A 17,822-nucleotide genomic window follows, 5' to 3' on the forward strand; every position below is an offset into this window, starting at 1 on the left:
CGAATGGACCTCACCCAGCGCCTGCGCGACCGCGTCGCCATCATCACCGGCGGTGCCAGCGGCATCGGCCTCGCGACCGCCCGCCGCTTCGCCGCCGAGGGCGCCCGCGTCGTCATCGCCGACCTCGACCCGGTGACCGGACAGAAGGCCGCCGACGAGGTGGGCGGCGTCTTCCGCCAGGTGAACGTCGCAGACCAGGCATCCGTCGACGCGCTCTTCGACGGTGTCGCCGCCGACCTCGGCTCGGTCGACATCGCGTTCAACAACGCCGGCATCTCGCCCGCCGACGACGACTCGATCGAGACGACCGAGCTGCCCGCGTGGGACAAGGTGCAGGACGTCAACCTCAAGAGCGTCTACCTCTGCTCCCGCGCCGCGCTGCGCCACATGGTGCCGGCGGGCAAGGGCTCGATCATCAACACGGCGTCGTTCGTCGCGCTGCTCGGCTCGGCCACGTCGCAGATCTCGTACACCGCGTCGAAGGGCGGCGTCCTCGCGATGACCCGCGAGCTCGGCGTGCAGTTCGCCCGGCAGGGCATCCGCGTCAACGCACTCTGCCCGGGACCGGTGAACACGCCGCTGCTGCAGGAGCTGTTCGCCAAGGACCCCGAGCGCGCGCAGCGCCGACTCGTGCACGTGCCCATGGGGCGCTTCGCCGAGCCCGAGGAGATGGCCGCGGCCGTCGCCTTCCTCGCCTCTGACGACGCCTCGTTCATCACCGCGAACGCCTTCGTCGTCGACGGCGGCATCACCAACGCCTATGTGACGCCGCTGTGACCCGCGCCGCGTCGCCGCCCGACCTCGGCCGCACCGTCTACAGGCCGGTGCGCGGTGGCAACGCGCTCGAGGACACCATCGCCCGCCTCGTTCAGACCGTGCGGCTCGGCGTGGTCGCGCCGGGGGAGTCCCTTCCCTCCGAGCGCGACCTCGCCGAGCGCTACGGCGTGAGCCGCGACACCGTGCGCCAGGCGATCGGCGAGCTCGCCGATGCGGGGTACGTCGTGCGGCGTCGCGGCCGGTACGGGGGCACGTTCGTCGCCGATCCGCTGCCGGTGCCGACCGGTCCCGTCGACGCCGCCGAGCTCGACGACGTCCTCGGCCTGCGGCGCGTGCTCGAGGCGGGTGCGGCGCGCGCCGCGGCCTCGCTGGCGTTGACGGATGCCGCGCGCACCGCGCTCGAGCAGCGGCATCGCGCGACCGTCGGAGCCGACGAGGGGGAGTACCGCCGGCTCGACTCGCTGCTGCACCTCGCGATCGCGGAGGCCAGCGGCATCCCGTCGCTGCTGCCTCTGATCGTCGAGAACCGGGCGCGCGTGAACGCGTGGCTCGACACGTTCCCCCTGCTGCCCCGCAACATCGAGCACTCCGACGCGCAGCACGAGCGGATCGTGGCGTCGATCCTCGCCGGCAAGCCCGACGCCGCCGAGGCCGCCGTGCTCGACCACCTCGCCGGATCCGAGGCGCTGCTGCGGGGATTCCTGGGCTGAGCGGAGGGTGTTCCGCGGCGCTCGTCGCGTTCGCGGATGCGATGGATGCCGGGTGACACCCGGCATCCGCTCGCCGCGGCTGGGCGTGTCGGGTCAGATCCGTTGCATCCGTGCATGCGCCGACTGGTGCCGCCGGTGCGGATCTGGTGTGCTGAGCGGTGATGACGCGGGCCGGGATGACGCAGGTGGGGGCGGTGCGACGGCGCGGCGCGGCGGAGGTCGCCGGGTGGGTCGCCGCGCTCGCGCCCGCGCTGGTCGCCGTCGCGGTGGTCGCGTCGACGAGCTCGTGGCTGCTCTACCGCGACGGTGACTCGGTCGTCGTCGCGCTGATGGCGGATTCCCTGCGTCGCGGCGATCCGCAGGACTGGGCACTGTCGCCCGTGCTGTTCCTGCCCGAGACCGCCGTGTACGCCGGGCTGTCGCTCTTCGGTTTCGGGACCGCCGCGACCCTCACGCTCAACGCCGTCGTGAACCTGCTCGCCGTGTACGGCGGCATCCGCCTCGTCGCCGGCCGGCGACGCGCAGGTGCCGTGCGGGGAGCGGTGTTCGCGTTCGCGGCGTTCGTCGGACTCATCCTCCTCGAAGGGCCGGCGGGGATGCCGGGACTCCACCTCGCACTGCTGACCGCGACGACGACGTACTACTCGGCCACGGTCGTCGCCACACTCGTCGTCGCCGGGCTGGTGCGGCGCCTCCTCGACGGCGCTCCGGTGCGGCGGGTGCTCGCGGGGATCGTCGTCGTCGCCGCGGTGTCGACGCTCACGAATCCGCTGTTCGTGGTGTGGTGCGTCCTGCCGGTCGTCGGGGTTGTCGGCATCCTCCTGTACGGTCGTCGCCTCGCGCCGCGGACGGCCTCGTCGGTCGCCGGGGCGGTGCTCATCGGTGCGGCGATCGGCTACCTCGCCCGCGCGCCCTTTGCGGGGAACATCGTCGCCGCGGGCGGCCAGTATCTGAGGCCGGATCAGGCGGATGCCGCGCTGGCGCACGTCGCCGGCGCGATCGGCGGGACCATCGGGCGCTGGGACGGGGTCCTCTGGTCCGTCGCGGTTCTCGCGCTCCTCGTCGCGTGCGGCGTGGTCGGGATGCGCGCATGGCGCCGTCGCGATGCGGCGGTCGCTGCGGTGTGCGCGATCGCGGTCGCGGCACCGGTCGCGGCGACGCTCCTGGTCGTCGTCGCCGGGACGGATGCCGATCGGTACCTGCAGCCGTGGGTGTTCCTGCCGATCCTCGTGCTCGCGGTGGCGCCGCCGCCGGTGTCGGTCCCGCGCGCGGTGGGGGTGGCGACGGCCGGCGCGCTCGCACTCGCGGGTGTCGTCGCGGTGCCGCTCGCGGCGGCTGCCGCCGGTCGAGGCGACGCCGATCTCGCCTGTGTCACTCGCTGGGTCGAGCAGTCCGGCCGGACCGGCGCCGGGCAGTTCTGGACCGTGCGCGCGCCGAAGCTCGCACTCGCCGACCCGTCGCAGCTCGTGCAGGTCGACCACACCCTGCGCCCGTACGACTGGCTTGTGAACCGCGGCGAGCGTCGCGGGCCGGTGACGTTCCTCGTCGAGGGAGCCGCCGACGCGCCCTACGAGCTGCCCGCCGGACTGTCGCCCCTCGCCGCGACCCCGGTCGCGTGCGGGCGCTACACGATCCTCGATTTCGGCTCGCGTGTGCTGCCGCTGGGAGACCCCCGGAACTGACCCGCGTCAGCGGATGCAATGGATGCCGGGCGACACGCGGCATCCGCTCGTGTCACGCCGGGGTGTCGGGGCGGATCTGTTGCATCCGCGCACGGCGGCGACGGAGGGTGACGAGGAGCGGCACGGCGACGCCGACGACCACCACGACGACGAAACCGAGCGAGGATCGCACCAGAGCGGCGTGCGCGGCATCCACTGCGGGGGTCGTGCCCTCCGGCGTCCATCCCCCGCCGGGAAGCCCGTCCACCAGGATCGCGGACATCACAGCAGAACCGACAACGATGCCCAGCATCCCCAGTGCGATCAGCCCCATGACCGCGATCCACAGCACGAGCGGCCGCCGCCACGGCGTCTTCCCCATGCGGGCAGCGTACGCGGATGCAATGGATGCCGGGCGACGCGAGGCCTCCGCTCGTGTCACGCCGGGGTGTCTGGGCGGATCTGTTGCATCCGCGCACGCACGGCAAGGGTCAGTCGAGCGGGGCGACGTCGACCTGCACGCGCAGGGTCGAGGTCTTGGCCTCGGTGAAGATGATGCCGGTCACGGGTGAGACGTCGCCGTAGTCGCGGCCCCAGGCGACGGTGACGTAGCGGTCGTTCGCCCACTGGTTGTTGGTCGGGTCGATCGCCAGCCACTGATCGGTCCCGGGCAGCCATACGGCGAGCCAGGCGTGCGACGCGTCCGCACCGAACACGCGTTCCTTGCCGGGCGGCGGCTGCGTCGCGAGGTATCCCGACACGTACCGGGCGGCCACCCCGTGGGTGCGCAGGCAGGCGAGGGCGACGTGGGCGAAGTCCTGGCAGACGCCGGCGCGTTTGGTCATCGCATCTGCGACCGTGCTCGTCACGGTGGTCGCCGTCTTGTCGTAATCGAAGTCGCGGAAGATCCGCTGCATGAGATCGGTCGCCGCCTCGCCGATGGGCCGGCCCGGGGCGAGCGAATCCGCGCCGTACGCGTACGCCGCCTCATCGTGCGCGGCGCGGGCGGACTCGAGCGCGTACTCGGTCGCCTCGACCGCACCGGGGAGGTCGGGATGCCGCAGCGGCCGCGCGAGCTCCCACGGCTGCGCGAGGGCCTCGGCGTCGTACTCGGGCACCGCGACATTCACCTCGCTCGTCGCCTCGATCGTCAGCGCCTCGTGCGGGTCGGTCACGTGGAAGTAGGTCGACGAGTTGCCGAACCAGTCGGTGCGCGGCGACACGTCCCCGGGCGCCGGATCCACGGTGACCTCCGCCTCGGCGATCCGCTGCCACGGCAGGTCGCGCGGGCGCAGGTGGAACTGGCCGATGCTGTCCTGCACGGCGTCGCTGTACGTGTACGCGGTGCGGTGCCACACCCGGTACCGGGTCATGCGCGCGCCCCCGTCAGCTCGATGAGCGACAGCTCCGTGATGGAGACGGCGGGGGGACCGGCCTCGAAGTGCAGGTCGGCGATCGCGTCGGACAGCTGCTCGAGCTGCGCGCGGATGCTGTCGAGGCCCTCCGCGAGACGCTCGCGACGTCCGCCGACGACGGCGGTCATCTCGAGCACCTCGACCTCGGCGAGCCCCGTCTCGAGCTGGTCGAGCAGTCGCTCGGCCCGTGACGAGCCGGTCGAGGCCGGCAGAGCAGCGAGGTGCTCGCGCAGGGTCTGCAGCGAGAAGGCGAGCGAACGCGGATTGCCGCGGTCGAGCAGCAGCAGCTCGGCGACGTCGGCCGCCCGCATCGCTCCGCGGTAGCGGCGCCGGTGCGTCACGACGCTCTCGGCCGAGAGCAGCAGCGATTCGAGGACTTCGCGATCGGTGCGCGGACCGCGACTGGCCGACAGCGCCGACGACAGCAGCGTCGTCAGCTGCAGGCCGCGTTCGAGGTAGCGACCGGCCTCCATCATGTGCCATCCGGGGTCGCGGATCATGTTCGCCGTCACACCGTAGAGCGACAGCATCGAGGCGAGCATGCGACCGGCGGACTCGGCGGTGCGGTGCGGATGCGGGGCGCCCCGCAGCGCGCGCACGGCACGGTCGATGTTCGAGAAGACCCGCCAGGTGTCACCCGACAGCTGGTCGCGCACCCCCTCCATCGCGTCGCGCAGCCGGGCGATGGAGTGCGCCGCCGAGCCCGGACGGGAGGCGTCGAGCAACAGCGAGCGGAACTCCGCCTCGGGGTCGGACGCCCGGGTCCCCGCGAGGGTGTCGAGCGCCGCGAGGAGCACCCGCACACTCTCGGCCGCCCGCTCCGCCGTGTGCGCACCGGGCTGATCGAGCGCTGCCTGCGTCGCGATGACCAGCCGCAGCAGGTCCTCCGCGCGCTCCGCGTAACGGCCCGTCCAGAACAGGTCCGAGAGGGCACGCGGTGCGAGGGTCGGGTCGCTCCGTGTCGTCGGCAGGGATGCCACGTCCGCGATCCCCTGATCGGGATCGTTCTCGTCCGACTTCAGGACCCAGACGTCCTTCGTCCGGGGCGCCGCCTCGGGGGCGCTCCGCACCGTCGCCAGGCCACCGACGAGCGGACGGTACGTCGAGCCGAACCGGATCGCGAAACCCCGCAGGGTGACGGGCAGAGCGGATGCCGCGCCCCCGGCATCCCACACCGGAACCTGCGACAGGTGCAGCTTCTCGACGGCCGCGAAGTGGTGGGGATCGCGATCGATACGGGCGCGGACCCCGGGGTCGGCGGCGTCGAGTGCGCGGCGCGGGTCGTCGATGTGGAGGAGCTCGAGGGCGGGATCGCCGGCCTCGAGGCGGCCGACGGCCTCGGCGCGGGCCTCGGCGTCGCCGAGCCACCACGCGGGCACCGAGGGAAGGCGCAGCTGCTCGCCGAGCAGGCGCTCGCACACCGCCGGCAGGTAGGGGAGGAGGGCAGGGTTCTCGAGCACACCGGCGCCCAGCCCGTTGACGACGCGCACGCGCCCGCGGCGCACCGCTTCGGCGAGGCCCGCGACACCGAGCCGCGACCCCGAGCGCAGCTCGAGGGGGTCGCACCACTCGGCGTCGACGCGGCGCAGGATGACGTCGACGCGTTCGCGCGGCGCGCGGGCCGGCCACTGGGCGGGCTTCATCCACACCGCCCCGTCGCGCACGACGAGGTCGCTGCCCTGCACCAGCGGGAGACCCAGCGCATTCGCGAGGAACGCCTGATCGAAGGCCGTTTCGGAGAGCGGGCCGGGGGAGAGGACGACGATGCGCGGCGCAGTGACACCCTCGGGCGCCGCCGCGAGGAGTGCGGCCCGGAGAGCCGCGAAGTACGGGTCCATCCGGTGCAGGGCACCCTGGTCCAGCAGGTCCGGCAGCACCTGGGAGATGACACGTCGGTTCTCGGCGGCGTACCCGAGGCCCGACGGTGCCTGCACGCGGTCCGCGAGCACGTGCCACTCGCCGGCTGCGTCACGCCCGAGGTCGGTCGCCGACAGCAGCAGGTCGGGCGGTGGGGTGTCGTCGGGGCAGCGCGCCATCGCGCGGACGAAGCCGGCGTGGCCGAGGACGACCGCGGCCGGGACGATGCGCTCGCGCAGCACGACCTGCGGTCCGTAGAGGTCGGCAAGGAGCGCGTTCAGGAGCTCGGCGCGCTGCGCGAGCCCGACGTCCAGGCGCGCCCACCCCGCGGCATCCATCACGAACGGCATCGGATCGAGCTGCCACGGCTGCAGCTCCGCACCCGCCCGGGCATAGGAGACACCGTCGTCGGCGAGGAAGCGCGAGATCTCGCCGTCGACCCGGTCGAGCTCCTCGCGGGTCAGCCCGAGCGCGAGTGTCGCGAGGCCCTGCCACGCGGGACGCAGCGTGCCGTCGGCGTCGACGACCTCATCGAATCGCGGCGCCGCCGCGGCGAACGGCAGCGTCGGCTGCGACACGGCCGCGGCATAGTCACGGAGCACACTCACGCAGGTCCCCTTCCGTGTCCAGCGTAGGGGCACGCGCAGGGTCGGTCCGCGCGTTCCCGCCGGTCCGGGCCGAATACAGTGGGATGCATGACGGGATCGGACGCCTCCTTCACCGTGCGACCCGCGCGGACCTCCGACGTCCCCGGGATCCAGGAGCTCCTCGAGCCGTGGGTGCAGCGCCGCATCCTGCTCGGCAAGGAGCGGGTCACGCTGTACGAGACCGTCCAGGAGTTCGTCGTCGCCGAGGCCGGCGACCGGCTCGTCGGATGCGGTGCGCTGCACGTCATGTGGGAGGACCTCGGCGAGATCCGCACGCTCATCGTCGCCGACGACTGGCTGCATCGCGGCGTCGGCGGCGCGGTCGTCAATCTGCTGGAGGAGAACGCACGTGCGCTGGGGCTGCGCCGCCTCTTCTGCCTGACGTTCGAGGTGCCGTTCTTCTCGCGGCGCGGGTTCGCCGAGATCGGTGAGCAGGTGGTCGCCCCCGATGTCTACTCGCAGCTGCTGCGGAGCCCGGACGAGGGTGTCGCGGAGTTCCTCGACCTCGCCCACGTGAAGCCCAACACCCTGGGCAACACCCGGATGCTCAAGCAGTTGTAGGCGCGCCGGGCGGGCGCGCGCGAAGGGCGTGCGTACCCTGGACGCGTGAGCAGCCAGACCCCCCGACGCCGGCCGACGCCCGCCGTGTACCGGCGCCGCCGGCTCGCCGTGGTGCTGCTCGCCCTGCTGATCGTCGGCGGAATCGTCGCGGTCGTCGCCTGGCAGCCCTGGCGGGCGTCGGCGGATGCTGCGCGGCAGCCGACGAGCGCCGCACCGGCATCCTCCACCCCCGCGACCAGCGCGGCACCGACCCCGAGCGGTTCCCCCACGCCCGCGGCGACACCGAGCCCGCGCGTCACCTCGTCCGCGGACGGCGACACCGGAGCGCCCGCGGACGACGAGCCCACGCCGGAGGCCTGCACGACCGGCGACGTCACGGTGACCGCCGTCGTCGACAAGAGCTCGTACGGCACCGGAGAGTTGCCGCAGCTGTCCATCCGACTCGTCAACGACACCGAGCTGCCGTGCCTGATCAACGTCGGGACGGCGGCTCAGACCTTCGAGATCACGAGCGGGAGCGACACGTGGTGGCGGTCGACCGACTGTCAGACCGAGCCGAGCGATCAGGTCGTCCAGTTGGATGCCGGCCAGACGGTCACGAGCGCGGCGCCTCTGGTCTGGGATCGCACGCGATCGTCGGTCGACACCTGCGACGACGACCGGCAGAAGGCTCTTCCCGGCTGGTACAACCTCTCGGTCTCGATCGGCGGCATCGGGTCCGTCGAGCCCGCCTCGTTCACCATCAGGTGACGCTCGGAGCCTCCGCTCACGAGACATTCTGAGAGGATTCTCATGTTCTCGCCGGGTGCACCCCTGTCGCCGCTCTGTGGTCGCCGCGTAGCCTGAGGGCAGCTCCCGGCGGCATTCCCCGTTGTCCCCAGCAACGGAGTCACACCGACCCCCAGAGGTGTGGCGATCGGATCCCCCCCGCCGCCGGTGAGTGATGGGCCCTCTCGACTTCTCCAGTCCCCAATGGGGAGTTCGAGGGGGCCCCCTTACGTTCTCACGACAGCGGCGCGAGCCGCCGTAGGCTGAGGGGATGGCCGGGAAGAAGCGCGACAAGAAGCCGCTCGAGTTCCGCAACACGCAACTCGCTGACGCGCTCCAGACGCAGGACATGGCGGCGGTCGCCTTCGCGCTCCGCCACGGCCCCACAGTCGTGCCGCTGCTGCGCCCCGGTGCGCGGGACGACCCTCGCGATGCCGGTGAGGTGTGGACGTACCGCGACCCCGCGACGGGCGACGTCGCGCTGCTGCTCTTCAGCGATGCCGCGAACAAGCCCGCATCCCTCCCGCCCGGTGTCGGCCTGCAGTCCCCGGCGTGGCTCCGGGCCTTCCTCAGCACCCACGGTGAGGAGATCACGACCGTGTTCTTCGACATCGCCGGGCCGCATCCGATGCAGGCCGCCCCGGCCGACCTGATCGCCGCCCTCGAGGCCTGACCGGCTCAGAAGTCGGGGCGATCGTCCGGTCGCGGTGCGTGATGACGCGCACGCTGAGCGAGGGCGTCGCGCAGCGTGCCGGCACCGGCGTCGATGACGGCGCGATACCCCAGGCGGGCGGCTTCGGAGCGTCGCTGGTCGTGCTGCGTCACCCGCCGGATCTCACCCGACAGACTGAGCTCGCCGATCGCTGCGAGCTTCGCGGGGTTCGGTCGCTCGGTGGCGGCGCTCGCGATGGCGAGCGCGATCGCGAGGTCGGCGGCCGGTTCGGTCAGTCGCACGCCGCCCACCGTGGAGACGTAGACGTCCTGGTCGGACAGCTTGATGCCCGCCCGCTTCTCGAGGACGGCGAGCACCATCGCGACGCGGGCGCCGTCGACGCCGCTGACGATGCGGCGGGGATTCGGGGCCGACGTGTGGAGCGTCAGCGCCTGGACCTCGACCGGCAGCGCGCGACGCCCCTCGAGGGCGACCGTCACGCACGTGCCCGGTTCGCTGGGGCGGTTGCTGAGGAACAGCGCGCTCGGGTCGGGGACCTCGGCGATGCCGTCGCCGGCCATGTCGAAGCACCCGACCTCGTCGGTCGCGCCGAAGCGGTTCTTGAGCGCCCGCACGAACCGCAGCGAGGTCTGCCGGTCGCCTTCGAAGTGGCAGACGACATCGACGAGGTGCTCGAGGATGCGCGGTCCCGCGACCTGGCCGTCCTTGGTCACGTGGCCGACGAGCACGACGGGAAGATCGCGTTCCTTCGCGACGCGGATGAGGGTGGACGCAACCTCTCGCACCTGACTCGGCTGACCGGCGGCCCCGTCGATGAGACTCGATGAGACGGTCTGCACCGAGTCGACGATGAGGAGGTCGGGCCGCACGTCGTCGACGTGGCCGAGGGTGGTGGCGAGGTCGGTCTCGCTCGCGAGATAGAGCTCGTCGTGGAGGGCGCCCGTGCGTTCCGCCCGCAGGCGGACCTGGCTCAGCGACTCCTCGGCGCTGACGTAGAGCACGCGCCGCCCGGCGCGGGCGCTCTGCGCGGCGACCTCGAGGAGCAGCGTGGACTTGCCGACGCCCGGCTCGCCCGACAGCAGGATCGCGGCCCCCGGCACGATGCCGCCGCCCAGCACGCGGTCGAACTCGCCGACGCCGCTCGTTCGGCGCGGCGTCTCGCGTGTGTCGATCTGCGTGATCGGACGGGCACTGCGTGTCGGTGTGACGGGGGTGACGGATGCCGTGATCCCGGTCTGCGCCGATGCTTCGACCACGGTGCCCCACTGCTGGCACTCGCCGCACCGGCCGACCCATTTGGCCGTCGTCCATCCGCACTCGGTGCAGCGGAACGCTGCGGACGGGGCGGGACGTCGTGGAGCCATGCGTTCAGGCTAACCGCGGCATCCGACATTGATCGGCCCTCCAGAACCTGGTCTGGATTCCCCACCGGAGTATGCAATATATTGCGTATCACAGCAGTTACACGTCACATCATCCCGGCTCCCCGGAGCCCCTCCAGAGAGAAGAAGGCCATGACCACTGCAGACCGCATCACCAACGTCGTCCTCGTCCACGGCGCATTCGCCGACGGAGCCGGATGGCGCCGCGTCTACGACCTGCTCACCGCGCGCGGCTACCGCGTGTCGATCGTGCAGAATCCGCTCACCTCGCTCGACGCGGACGTAGCCGCGACGACCCGCGTTCTCGACCAGCAGGACGGCCCCGTGGTCCTCGTCGGACACTCGTGGGGCGGCACCGTCATCACGCAGGCGGGAACGCACGAGAAGGTCGCCGCCCTGGTTTACGTCTCGGCGCTGATCCCCGACGCCGGTGAGACCTCGGCGCAGCAGTACGAGGGCTTCGCGGCCACCCCCGAGTTCGTCATCGACGTGCGCGAAGGCGGCTACGGCTTCCTCGCCCGCGACCACTTCCGGGCGGGCTTCGCCGCCGACATCGACGAGGCGGATGCCGCGTTCCTCGCCGACAGCCAGGTGCCGGTCAACATGTCGGTCTTCGGTGAGGCCGTCACCACCGCCGCCTGGCGCGACACGCCGAGCTGGGCCGTCATCGCCACGGAGGACAAGGCCTTCGACCAGGCCATGCTGCAGCACATGGCCTCACGCGTCGGCGCGAAGATCACGAACGTCCCCGGGAGCCACGCGCTGTTCATCTCCCAGGCCGAGACGGTCGCGAACGTCATCGAGGACGCCGCGGCGAGCGCCGGGCGCTGAGACGAAGTCGACGACGAGGAGTGGCGACATGAGCCCGTTCGCCGTCCCGCTCTGGGCCGAGTTGCTGGCCGCGGGGCTGGGCGGCGTGCAGGGCGCGGTCCTCGCGGCGGAGCATCGTCATCAGCGCATCGACCTGCTCGGGGTGCTCGTGATCGGGCTGCTCGTCGCTCTCGGCGGCAGTCTGCTGCGCGACGTCGTGCTGAATCAGCCGCCTGTCGTGATCTGGGAGAACTGGTATCTGCTGGTCGCGGCGGCCGGTGCGCTCGTCGGCATGGTCGTGCAGCCGCTCCTGTCGCGTGTGGTGTGGCCGCTCGTGGTCCTCGACGCGATCGTCATGGGCATGTTCGGCGCCATCGGTGCCTCCAAGGCGCTGTCCCTCGGCGTCGGGCCGGTGGGTGCGGTCGTGGTGGGGGTGATCGGCGCCATCGGCGGCGGCATCCTGCGCGACGTCGCCCTGAACCTGCCCTTCTCATTCCTGCAGGTGAGCACGCTGTACGCGGTCGCCGCCGGCGCCGGGATCGTCGTGCTCGTGGTCCTCGACGCCCTCGCGGTGCCGATCCTCATCGACGGGTTCGTCTGCATCGCCGTCACCACGGCCGTGCGCATCTCGGCGGTCGTGTTCGACTGGACCTTCCCCGAGCAGATCTCGTTCCGCCGCGCGCGACGGGCGTGATCCGCTCAGCGCAGGGAGGTCGCGACAGTCCGGAGGGCGTCCGCGGAGCGGTGCAGAAGGGCCAGCTCGCCCTCTGAGAACGAGGTCTCGAGGATCGGCCGGGCACCTGCGCTGCTCACCACGGACGGCACGGAAAGGGCGACCCCGTCGACGCCCTGGAAGTCGCTCAGCACCGTCGAGACCGGCATGACGACGTGCTGGTCACCGAGGATGGCCTCGACGATGCGGGCGCTCGAGAGCCCGATCGCGTAGTTCGTCGCGCCCTTCCCCTGGATGACCTTGTACGCAGCATCCCGCACCTCGACGGCGATGGCGTCGAGCTCGTCGGCGGTGAAGCGCGGCTGGCCGTCGGGTGGCTGCCAGTCCAGGATCGGGACGGTGCCGATCGTCGCCCGCGACCAGTGCGGGAACTCCGTGTCGCCGTGCTCGCCGACGATGTACGCGTGCACGCTCGAGGTCGACACCCCGGCGCGCTGGGCCAGCTTCCACCGCAGGCGTGACGTGTCGAGCACCGTCCCCGAGGCGAAGATCCGCTCCGGCGGCAGCCCCGTGACCTCCTGACCGATGACGGTGAGCACGTCGCACGGATTGGTGACGATGACGTAGACGGCGTTGGGTGCGACCTCGAGCAGTTGCGGCAGCATCCGTCGCAGGATGCCGGCGTTGACACCGGCGAGCTCGGTGCGGGTCTGGCCCGGGTTCTGCTTGGCACCGGCGGTGATCACGACGACGTGCGATCCGGCGGCGACGGAGACGTCGGCACCGCCCGAGATGTCACTCGACCCGGTGAACTGGGCGCCGTGGGCGAGGTCGAGGACCTCGGCCTCCACCTTCTCCGCGGCGATGTCGTAGAGGGCGACGTGCCGCGCCGATCCCCGGATCAGGGCGGCGTAGGCGACGCTCGATCCGACGGCCCCCGCGCCGACGACCGTGAGTTTCGAGTTCTCGATGACGCTCATAGGGCCAGTGTGGCAGTCGCTGCTCGGGGGTGGCCCGGATCGGGCCGTGGAAATCAGGCCGGTGGTGCGTCGGTGGGAACGGGCCTGCGGATGCCGAGGAACGACACGACCCCGCCGGCGGCCATGAGGATCGCGGTGACCCACGCCGAGCGGTGGAATCCGTCGAGGTCGAGCGAGCCGCCGATGATGACGGCCAGGATGGCGATGACGACGAGGCCGGCGATGCGGGAGACCGCGTTGTTGGTCGCCGAGGCGATGCCCGAGCGCTCGCCGCCGATCGCGCCGAGGATCGTCGAGGTCAGTGGCGACACCGTGACGCCGAGTCCCAGGCCGAACACGACGAGTCCCGGCAGCACCTGCGTCCAGTAGTCGAAGTCCTCTCCGACGGCGAGGAGCATCAGAGACCCGACCGCCATCACGAGCGGTCCGACGGTCATGAACAGGCGCGGTCCGAACCGGCCCACCCACCCGCCGACCACCGAGCTGAGCGCGATGAGCGCGGCGGTGGTGGGCAGGCTCGCCAGTCCCGCGAGGGTCGCGCTGAGCCCGGCGCCCTGCTGCAGGTAGACGCCGACGACGAAGCCGTTGAGCGTGAGCGCGGCGTAGATGAAGAGGGTCGCGAGGTTGCCGGTCCAGAAGTTCCGCACCCGGAAGATGCCGAGCGGCAGGATGGGCGACGGGACGGTCCGTTGCCGCAGGAGGAACGCGGTGAACATGAGGATGCCGGCGACCAGCGGCATCCAGATCGCCGTATGGCCCCACCCGAGATTCGGCTGCTCGATCAAGGCGAACACCACGCCGCCGAGCCCGAGTGTGCACAGCGCCGCGCTCACGAGGTCGAGGTGCGCGTCGTCGCGGCGGTGGTCGACGTGGCCGAGGCGGGCGAGCAGCACGAAGGTGACGGCGATCGGGATGATCTGCACGAGGAAGGCGAACCGCCACGACAGCAGGTCGACGAAGAGTCCGCCGAGGAGGGGGCCGGCGAGGTTGGCGGCGGTCGTCCACGCCGTCCATTGACCGATCGCCTTCGCCTGGGCGGGGCCGCTCAGGAGGGAGGTGACGAGCGCGAGCGAGCTCGGAACGAGGAAGGCGCCGGCGGCGCCCTGCAGCGCCCGCGCGATGATGAGGACGACCGGGTCGGGGGCGAGGCCGACGCCGATCGAGGCGATCCCGAAGCCGATGAGTCCGATGCGCAGAACCAGCACGCGGCCGAAGGCATCGCTGACCGAGCCGGCGAAGAGGATGAGGGAGCTCAGGGTGAGGAGGTAGGCATCCACCGTCCACTGCTGCGTCGACAGGCCGCCGCCGAGCTCCTCGCCGATCGCGGGCAGGGCGACGTTGACGACGGTGCCGTCGAGGAAGGCGACTGCCGACGCGAGCGCCGCGATCGCGACGATGAGTCCGAATCGCGGGGTCGTCGTCGGGGCGCTCACAGCCTCACCGTAGACCCGTCCGGGGGAGCACGGTCGCGGCCGAGCCGACGCGAACGGCGCTCATTCCGCCGACGGGACGACAGTTCGCGTCGGGTGGAGGTCGGCGAGGGGGCCGGCGGGGAGGGTGATCCAGCCCTCACGGCGGGCGCGGTCGGCGTGCGCGGGTGGGAGCGGATGCGTCGCACGAAGCGCGTGCGCCCGGGCGATGAGCGCGGCGACCACGGCGTCGAACGGGTCGTCCGATGCCTCCATCAGCCCGCGCTGCTCGGCAGAGACGGTGAGCCACGGCGCCGCGGCGAGGAGGTTCGCGGTCGCGGCGACGCGGGCCGCGGCATCCCCCTTGTAGCCGGTCACGTCGATGCGCCAGGTGCGGAGGGCGGCGGCGGGATAGACCTCGACGAGCCGTCCTGAGGCGCCGGATCGGTCGACGGAGTCGCCGGCGTCGGCGAAGCAGGCGAGGAGGTCGGCGCAGCGCATCGCGGTGAGGCCGAGTCGATCGGTCGAGACGCTGAGCGGCAGTCGCCCGGTGAGGGTCTGGATCACGCGGTCGGTCTCGCGGTAGGCGAGACGCCGGCGTCCTGCGATGCCGCGGAGGTCCGGATGCGGGGCGTCGCCGCGCGCGTGCGCGGCGACGTATGCGACGAACTCGTCCGGCCATCCGAAGGCGCAATCAATGCCGACCGTCGCGGAATCCCGCGCCAGGCGCACGACGTCGGCATCGTCCGCACCGAGCCGGAGCTCGCGGAGCTCCGCGCCCTCCGCGTGCCATGCGAGGACGGCGACCGCCGTGCGGCCCGGCTGCGCCGCGAGGTCGACTCCCGTGGTGATCACACGCCGACGCTACGCCGGTCGTTCGCCGACGCGCATCGCGTGGCCGCAGACGGCTGTCGACGCGTGCTCTGAGCGACGATCTGCGACGCCTCGGCAGGAGGAGAAGGCGCCGGTTCGCGGCATCCGCTCGCGTGTCGTAAGCTGGACGACGGTGACGTGTCCGAGCGGCCGAAGGTGCAACTCTCGAAAAGTTGTGTAGGGTAACCCCCTACCGTGGGTTCAAATCCCACCGTCACCGCCAGAAAAACCCCCGCGAGTCGGGGGTTTTTCCATTTCCAGGGCGAGTGCCCGCACCGCACATAGGATTTTCCTCAGATCGGTGAATGAGCGGTTAGTGCACCGTTCCTACCGTCGCCTCCGTGGCGCTCTCGGCGCCGAGGAGGAGAGACATGTACCTGACCTATCTGCGGCGCGAGTTGTCGGGGCGCAAGAAGCAGACGGCCATCGTCGCAGCGGGGCTCGCCCTCGCGATCGCACTCGTGATCATCGTCAACTCGCTGGCGGCGGGAGTGCGCGACGCGCAGACCTCTGCGCTGGCGTCGGTCTACGGCGTCGGCACCGATCTGACCGTGACCGGGGCCCAGGCCGAGCCCGGACAGGGAGGCGGCCCGCGGTTCGACTTCGACGAGGACGGCGCGCAGACGGGGGAGGACGGCTCGACGACGCTGAGCCAGTCCCGGCTGATGACCGACTTCCGCCGTGGCACGCTCGACGGCTCCACCGTCGGTACGGTCGCCGACGTCGACGGTGTCTCGGCGGCTGTCGGTGCACTGAGCCTCACCAACACGACCTTCGACGGCGAGCTGCCCCAGGCGCCGTCGGGCGACGGGGCCGAGTCGGGCACGACCGGCGGAGACGCACGCCCGGCACCGGGCGAGGGCGGCGGAGGATTCGGCGGCGGCTCGTTCGACGTCGACTCGTTCACGGTGCTCGGCGTCTCGACCGACACCACCGGGGTCGGTCCGCTCTCCGCCGTCGAGGTGACCGACGGCCGGGCCCTCGAAGCAGCGGATGCCGGGGCGAAGGTCGCGGTCGTCGACGCCACCTATGCGGCCTCCGAGGAGCTCGCCGTCGGCGACACGATCGACGTCGGCGGCACCGACGTCGAGGTCGTCGGCATCGTGGCATCCACCTCGGCGGATGCCGACACCGCCGCGAACGTCTACCTGCCCCTCGACACGGCTCAGGAGATCTCGGGAGCCGGCGACGTCGTCTCGACGATCTACGTGCAGGCCGCCTCGGCGGACGCGATCGGCACCGTGCAGTCGTCGCTCGAAGCCGAGCTGCCCGACGCGACCGTGAGCTCTCAGTCCGACCTGGCCTCGTCCGTCTCGTCGTCGCTGTCGAGCGCCAGTGCGCTCATCTCGGGGCTGGGGACGTGGGTCTCGGTCATCCTGCTGATCGTCGCGGTCGCGCTCGCCGTGCTCTTCACCATCTCGGGTGTCTCGCGGCGGACGCGGGAGATCGGCACTCTCAAGGCCATCGGCTGGTCCGACCGTCGCGTGGTCGGTCAGGTGGCCGGCGAGTCCGTGGTGCAGGCCGCCATCGGAGGCGTCATCGGTGTGGCGATCGGTCTGTTGGGAGTCCTCGCGATCAACCTCATCTCGCCGACCGTCTCGGTCGCCGCCGAAGCCAGCGCACCCCAGGGCGGAATGGGCGCAGGCCCCGGAGGCATGGGCGGAGGCCCCGGCGGGATGGCCGATCCGGTGACGACAGCGGCATCCGAGTTGACTCTCTCGGCACCCCTCGCGCCGACCATCATCCTGCTCGCGCTCGGACTCGCCCTGGCCGGCGGTCTCGTCGCCGGTGTGTTCGGCGGCTGGCGCGCCTCGCGGCTGCGTCCCGCCGAGGCGCTGAGGGCCGTCGCATGAGCCGCGACCGCACCACCGACACCGCATCCACGCACCTCCTGGGAGATCACATGACCGACACCCTCATCCCCGAGATCAGTTCCACCTCGACGGCGGCCTCGTACCGGCTGACCGGTGTGACGAAGGACTACACCCGCAACGGGCAGAAGGTGCGCGCGCTCGCCGGCGTCGATCTCGCGATCGCGGCCGGGGAGTTCGTCACCATCCAAGGACCGACCGGCGGAGGCAAGTCGACGCTCCTGCAGCTGCTGGGAGCACTCGACAAGCCGACGGCCGGAAGCGTCCAGCTCGGGGACACGGATCTGGCCACGGCGTCGAACGCAGCGCTCGGTGCGGTGCGTGCGAAGGAGATCGGCTTCGTGTTCCAGGGGTTCAACCTCATCCCGACACTGACGGCCGCCGAGAACGTCGACATGGGGCTCGAGCCGCTCGGGATCGCGAAGCCGGATCGGGCCGTGCGCGTCGCGGACGCGCTCGAACGGGTCGGCCTCGCGGAGCGCGCCGATCACCGCCCGGGAGAGCTCTCGGGCGGACAGCAGCAGCGCGTCGCGATCGCGCGTGCCATCGTCAAGCGTCCGCGGGTCCTGCTGGCGGACGAGCCGACCGGCAACCTCGACGAGTCGATGCGTGACGAGATCCTCGAGGTGCTCGGAGGTCTTCACGCCGCCGGTCTGACGCTGGTCGTCGTGACGCACGACTCGGCGGTCGCGGCGCGGGCTCAGCGGCGACTGCGCCTCGCCAAGGGGACGGTCACCGACGTCACGCGCTGACGC

Annotated in this window: 17 protein-coding genes and 1 tRNA gene; 11 read left to right on the forward strand and 7 right to left on the reverse strand. The window is 71.8% G+C overall.

Annotated elements, in window-relative coordinates; genetic code table 11:
* The first annotated feature begins 3 nt into the window (after nucleotides 1–3).
* From M3190_RS02345 to M3190_RS02355, 3 genes are all read left to right on the forward strand, one after another.
* The gene (locus M3190_RS02345; protein WP_251577926.1) at nucleotides 4–777 is read left to right on the forward strand and encodes a 3-oxoacyl-ACP reductase; all 774 of its coding nucleotides are present in this window, start codon (nucleotides 4–6) and stop codon (nucleotides 775–777) included.
* Nucleotides 774–1,487, forward strand: coding sequence for a FadR/GntR family transcriptional regulator (locus M3190_RS02350; RefSeq protein ID WP_251577928.1), 714 nt, complete (start codon nucleotides 774–776; stop codon nucleotides 1,485–1,487). The genes M3190_RS02345 and M3190_RS02350 overlap by 4 nt, the downstream gene beginning before the upstream one ends.
* 176 nt (nucleotides 1,488–1,663) lie before the next feature.
* Entirely contained in the window at nucleotides 1,664–3,169 is a 1,506-nt protein-coding gene (locus M3190_RS02355) for a hypothetical protein (protein ID WP_251577930.1), read from the forward strand.
* Nucleotides 3,170–3,221: 52 nt separating this feature from the next.
* Here the strand turns inward: M3190_RS02355 and M3190_RS02360 are convergent, their stop codons facing one another.
* The 3 genes from M3190_RS02360 to M3190_RS02370 form a co-directional block, all read right to left on the reverse strand.
* Nucleotides 3,222–3,530, reverse strand: a complete 309-nt coding sequence (locus tag M3190_RS02360) for a hypothetical protein (protein ID WP_251577932.1) — start codon at nucleotides 3,528–3,530, stop codon at nucleotides 3,222–3,224.
* A gap of 109 nt (nucleotides 3,531–3,639) precedes the next feature.
* Nucleotides 3,640–4,521: a transglutaminase family protein gene (locus M3190_RS02365; RefSeq protein ID WP_251577934.1), complete on the reverse strand. Its 882-nt coding sequence runs from the start codon at nucleotides 4,519–4,521 to the stop codon at nucleotides 3,640–3,642.
* A complete protein-coding gene (locus M3190_RS02370; protein ID WP_251577936.1) occupies nucleotides 4,518–7,028 on the reverse strand; it encodes a circularly permuted type 2 ATP-grasp protein in 2,511 nt (836 codons plus the stop codon). Before M3190_RS02370 ends, M3190_RS02365 begins: the two co-directional genes overlap by 4 nt.
* A gap of 87 nt (nucleotides 7,029–7,115) precedes the next feature.
* Between M3190_RS02370 and M3190_RS02375 the strand changes: the two genes are divergently transcribed.
* The 3 genes from M3190_RS02375 to M3190_RS02385 all read left to right on the forward strand — a co-directional run bounded on the left by M3190_RS02375 (nucleotide 7,116) and on the right by M3190_RS02385 (nucleotide 9,069).
* Nucleotides 7,116–7,628 carry an amino-acid N-acetyltransferase gene (locus M3190_RS02375; RefSeq protein ID WP_251577938.1) on the forward strand — a complete coding sequence of 171 codons (513 nt, stop codon included), beginning with the start codon at nucleotides 7,116–7,118 and terminating at the stop codon, nucleotides 7,626–7,628.
* Between the two features lie 45 nt (nucleotides 7,629–7,673).
* Complete coding sequence (locus M3190_RS02380) at nucleotides 7,674–8,378, forward strand: hypothetical protein (protein WP_251577939.1); 705 nt, start codon at nucleotides 7,674–7,676, stop codon at nucleotides 8,376–8,378.
* Nucleotides 8,379–8,667: 289 nt separating this feature from the next.
* Nucleotides 8,668–9,069, forward strand: a complete 402-nt coding sequence (locus M3190_RS02385) for a dehydrogenase (RefSeq protein WP_251577941.1) — start codon at nucleotides 8,668–8,670, stop codon at nucleotides 9,067–9,069.
* A 5-nt stretch (nucleotides 9,070–9,074) separates the two neighbouring features.
* On the opposite strand, the gene radA is transcribed toward M3190_RS02385, so the two are convergent.
* Complete coding sequence (gene radA, locus M3190_RS02390) at nucleotides 9,075–10,433, reverse strand: DNA repair protein RadA (protein ID WP_251577943.1); 1,359 nt, start codon at nucleotides 10,431–10,433, stop codon at nucleotides 9,075–9,077.
* 150 nt (nucleotides 10,434–10,583) lie between these two features.
* On the opposite strand from radA, the gene M3190_RS02395 reads away from it, so the two are divergent.
* Entirely contained in the window at nucleotides 10,584–11,282 is a 699-nt protein-coding gene (locus M3190_RS02395) for an alpha/beta fold hydrolase (protein WP_251577945.1), read from the forward strand.
* A 28-nt stretch (nucleotides 11,283–11,310) separates the two neighbouring features.
* Entirely contained in the window at nucleotides 11,311–11,955 is a 645-nt protein-coding gene (locus M3190_RS02400; protein ID WP_251577947.1) for a trimeric intracellular cation channel family protein, read from the forward strand.
* A gap of 5 nt (nucleotides 11,956–11,960) precedes the next feature.
* On the opposite strand, the gene M3190_RS02405 is transcribed toward M3190_RS02400, so the two are convergent.
* From M3190_RS02405 to M3190_RS02415, 3 genes are read right to left on the reverse strand one after another with little or no spacing between them, the layout of a single operon-like run.
* Nucleotides 11,961–12,914 carry an L-lactate dehydrogenase gene (locus M3190_RS02405; RefSeq protein ID WP_251577948.1) on the reverse strand — a complete coding sequence of 318 codons (954 nt, stop codon included), beginning with the start codon at nucleotides 12,912–12,914 and terminating at the stop codon, nucleotides 11,961–11,963.
* Nucleotides 12,915–12,967: 53 nt separating this feature from the next.
* Entirely contained in the window at nucleotides 12,968–14,347 is a 1,380-nt protein-coding gene (locus M3190_RS02410) for an MFS transporter (protein WP_251577950.1), read from the reverse strand.
* Nucleotides 14,348–14,407: 60 nt separating this feature from the next.
* The gene (locus tag M3190_RS02415; RefSeq protein WP_251577952.1) at nucleotides 14,408–15,178 is read right to left on the reverse strand and encodes a DUF429 domain-containing protein; all 771 of its coding nucleotides are present in this window, start codon (nucleotides 15,176–15,178) and stop codon (nucleotides 14,408–14,410) included.
* 150 nt (nucleotides 15,179–15,328) lie between these two features.
* Between M3190_RS02415 and M3190_RS02420 the strand changes: the two genes are divergently transcribed.
* The 3 genes from M3190_RS02420 (at nucleotide 15,329) to M3190_RS02430 (ending at nucleotide 17,819) form a co-directional block, all read left to right on the forward strand.
* A tRNA-Ser gene (locus tag M3190_RS02420) sits at nucleotides 15,329–15,419 on the forward strand.
* 148 nt (nucleotides 15,420–15,567) lie between these two features.
* The gene (locus tag M3190_RS02425; protein ID WP_251577954.1) at nucleotides 15,568–17,049 is read left to right on the forward strand and encodes an ABC transporter permease; all 1,482 of its coding nucleotides are present in this window, start codon (nucleotides 15,568–15,570) and stop codon (nucleotides 17,047–17,049) included.
* Between the two features lie 50 nt (nucleotides 17,050–17,099).
* On the forward strand, nucleotides 17,100–17,819 hold the full coding sequence (locus M3190_RS02430; protein WP_251578979.1) for an ABC transporter ATP-binding protein: 720 nt from the start codon (nucleotides 17,100–17,102) through the stop codon (nucleotides 17,817–17,819).
* Nucleotides 17,820–17,822 lie beyond the last annotated feature (3 nt).

Source organism: Microbacterium oleivorans, assembly GCF_023715745.1.
Lineage (GTDB): Bacteria > Actinomycetota > Actinomycetes > Actinomycetales > Microbacteriaceae > Microbacterium > Microbacterium oleivorans_D.

Bases quoted from the DNA above. Each gene is read 5' to 3' on its own strand.
- M3190_RS02385 (WP_251577941.1), top strand. From the start codon at position 8,668: ATGGCCGGGAAGAAGCGCGACAAGAAGCCGCTCGAGTTCCGCAACACG.
- M3190_RS02360 (WP_251577932.1), bottom strand. From the start codon at position 3,530: ATGGGGAAGACGCCGTGGCGGCGGCCGCTCGTGCTGTGGATCGCGGTC.
- M3190_RS02405 (WP_251577948.1), bottom strand. From the start codon at position 12,914: ATGAGCGTCATCGAGAACTCGAAACTCACGGTCGTCGGCGCGGGGGCC.
- M3190_RS02365 (WP_251577934.1), bottom strand. From the start codon at position 4,521: ATGACCCGGTACCGGGTGTGGCACCGCACCGCGTACACGTACAGCGAC.
- M3190_RS02375 (WP_251577938.1), top strand. From the start codon at position 7,116: ATGACGGGATCGGACGCCTCCTTCACCGTGCGACCCGCGCGGACCTCC.
- M3190_RS02355 (WP_251577930.1), top strand. From the start codon at position 1,664: ATGACGCAGGTGGGGGCGGTGCGACGGCGCGGCGCGGCGGAGGTCGCC.
- M3190_RS02345 (WP_251577926.1), top strand. From the start codon at position 4: ATGGACCTCACCCAGCGCCTGCGCGACCGCGTCGCCATCATCACCGGC.
- M3190_RS02395 (WP_251577945.1), top strand. From the start codon at position 10,584: ATGACCACTGCAGACCGCATCACCAACGTCGTCCTCGTCCACGGCGCA.
- M3190_RS02425 (WP_251577954.1), top strand. From the start codon at position 15,568: ATGTACCTGACCTATCTGCGGCGCGAGTTGTCGGGGCGCAAGAAGCAG.
- M3190_RS02400 (WP_251577947.1), top strand. From the start codon at position 11,311: ATGAGCCCGTTCGCCGTCCCGCTCTGGGCCGAGTTGCTGGCCGCGGGG.
- radA (WP_251577943.1), bottom strand. From the start codon at position 10,433: ATGGCTCCACGACGTCCCGCCCCGTCCGCAGCGTTCCGCTGCACCGAG.
- M3190_RS02430 (WP_251578979.1), top strand. From the start codon at position 17,100: ATGACCGACACCCTCATCCCCGAGATCAGTTCCACCTCGACGGCGGCC.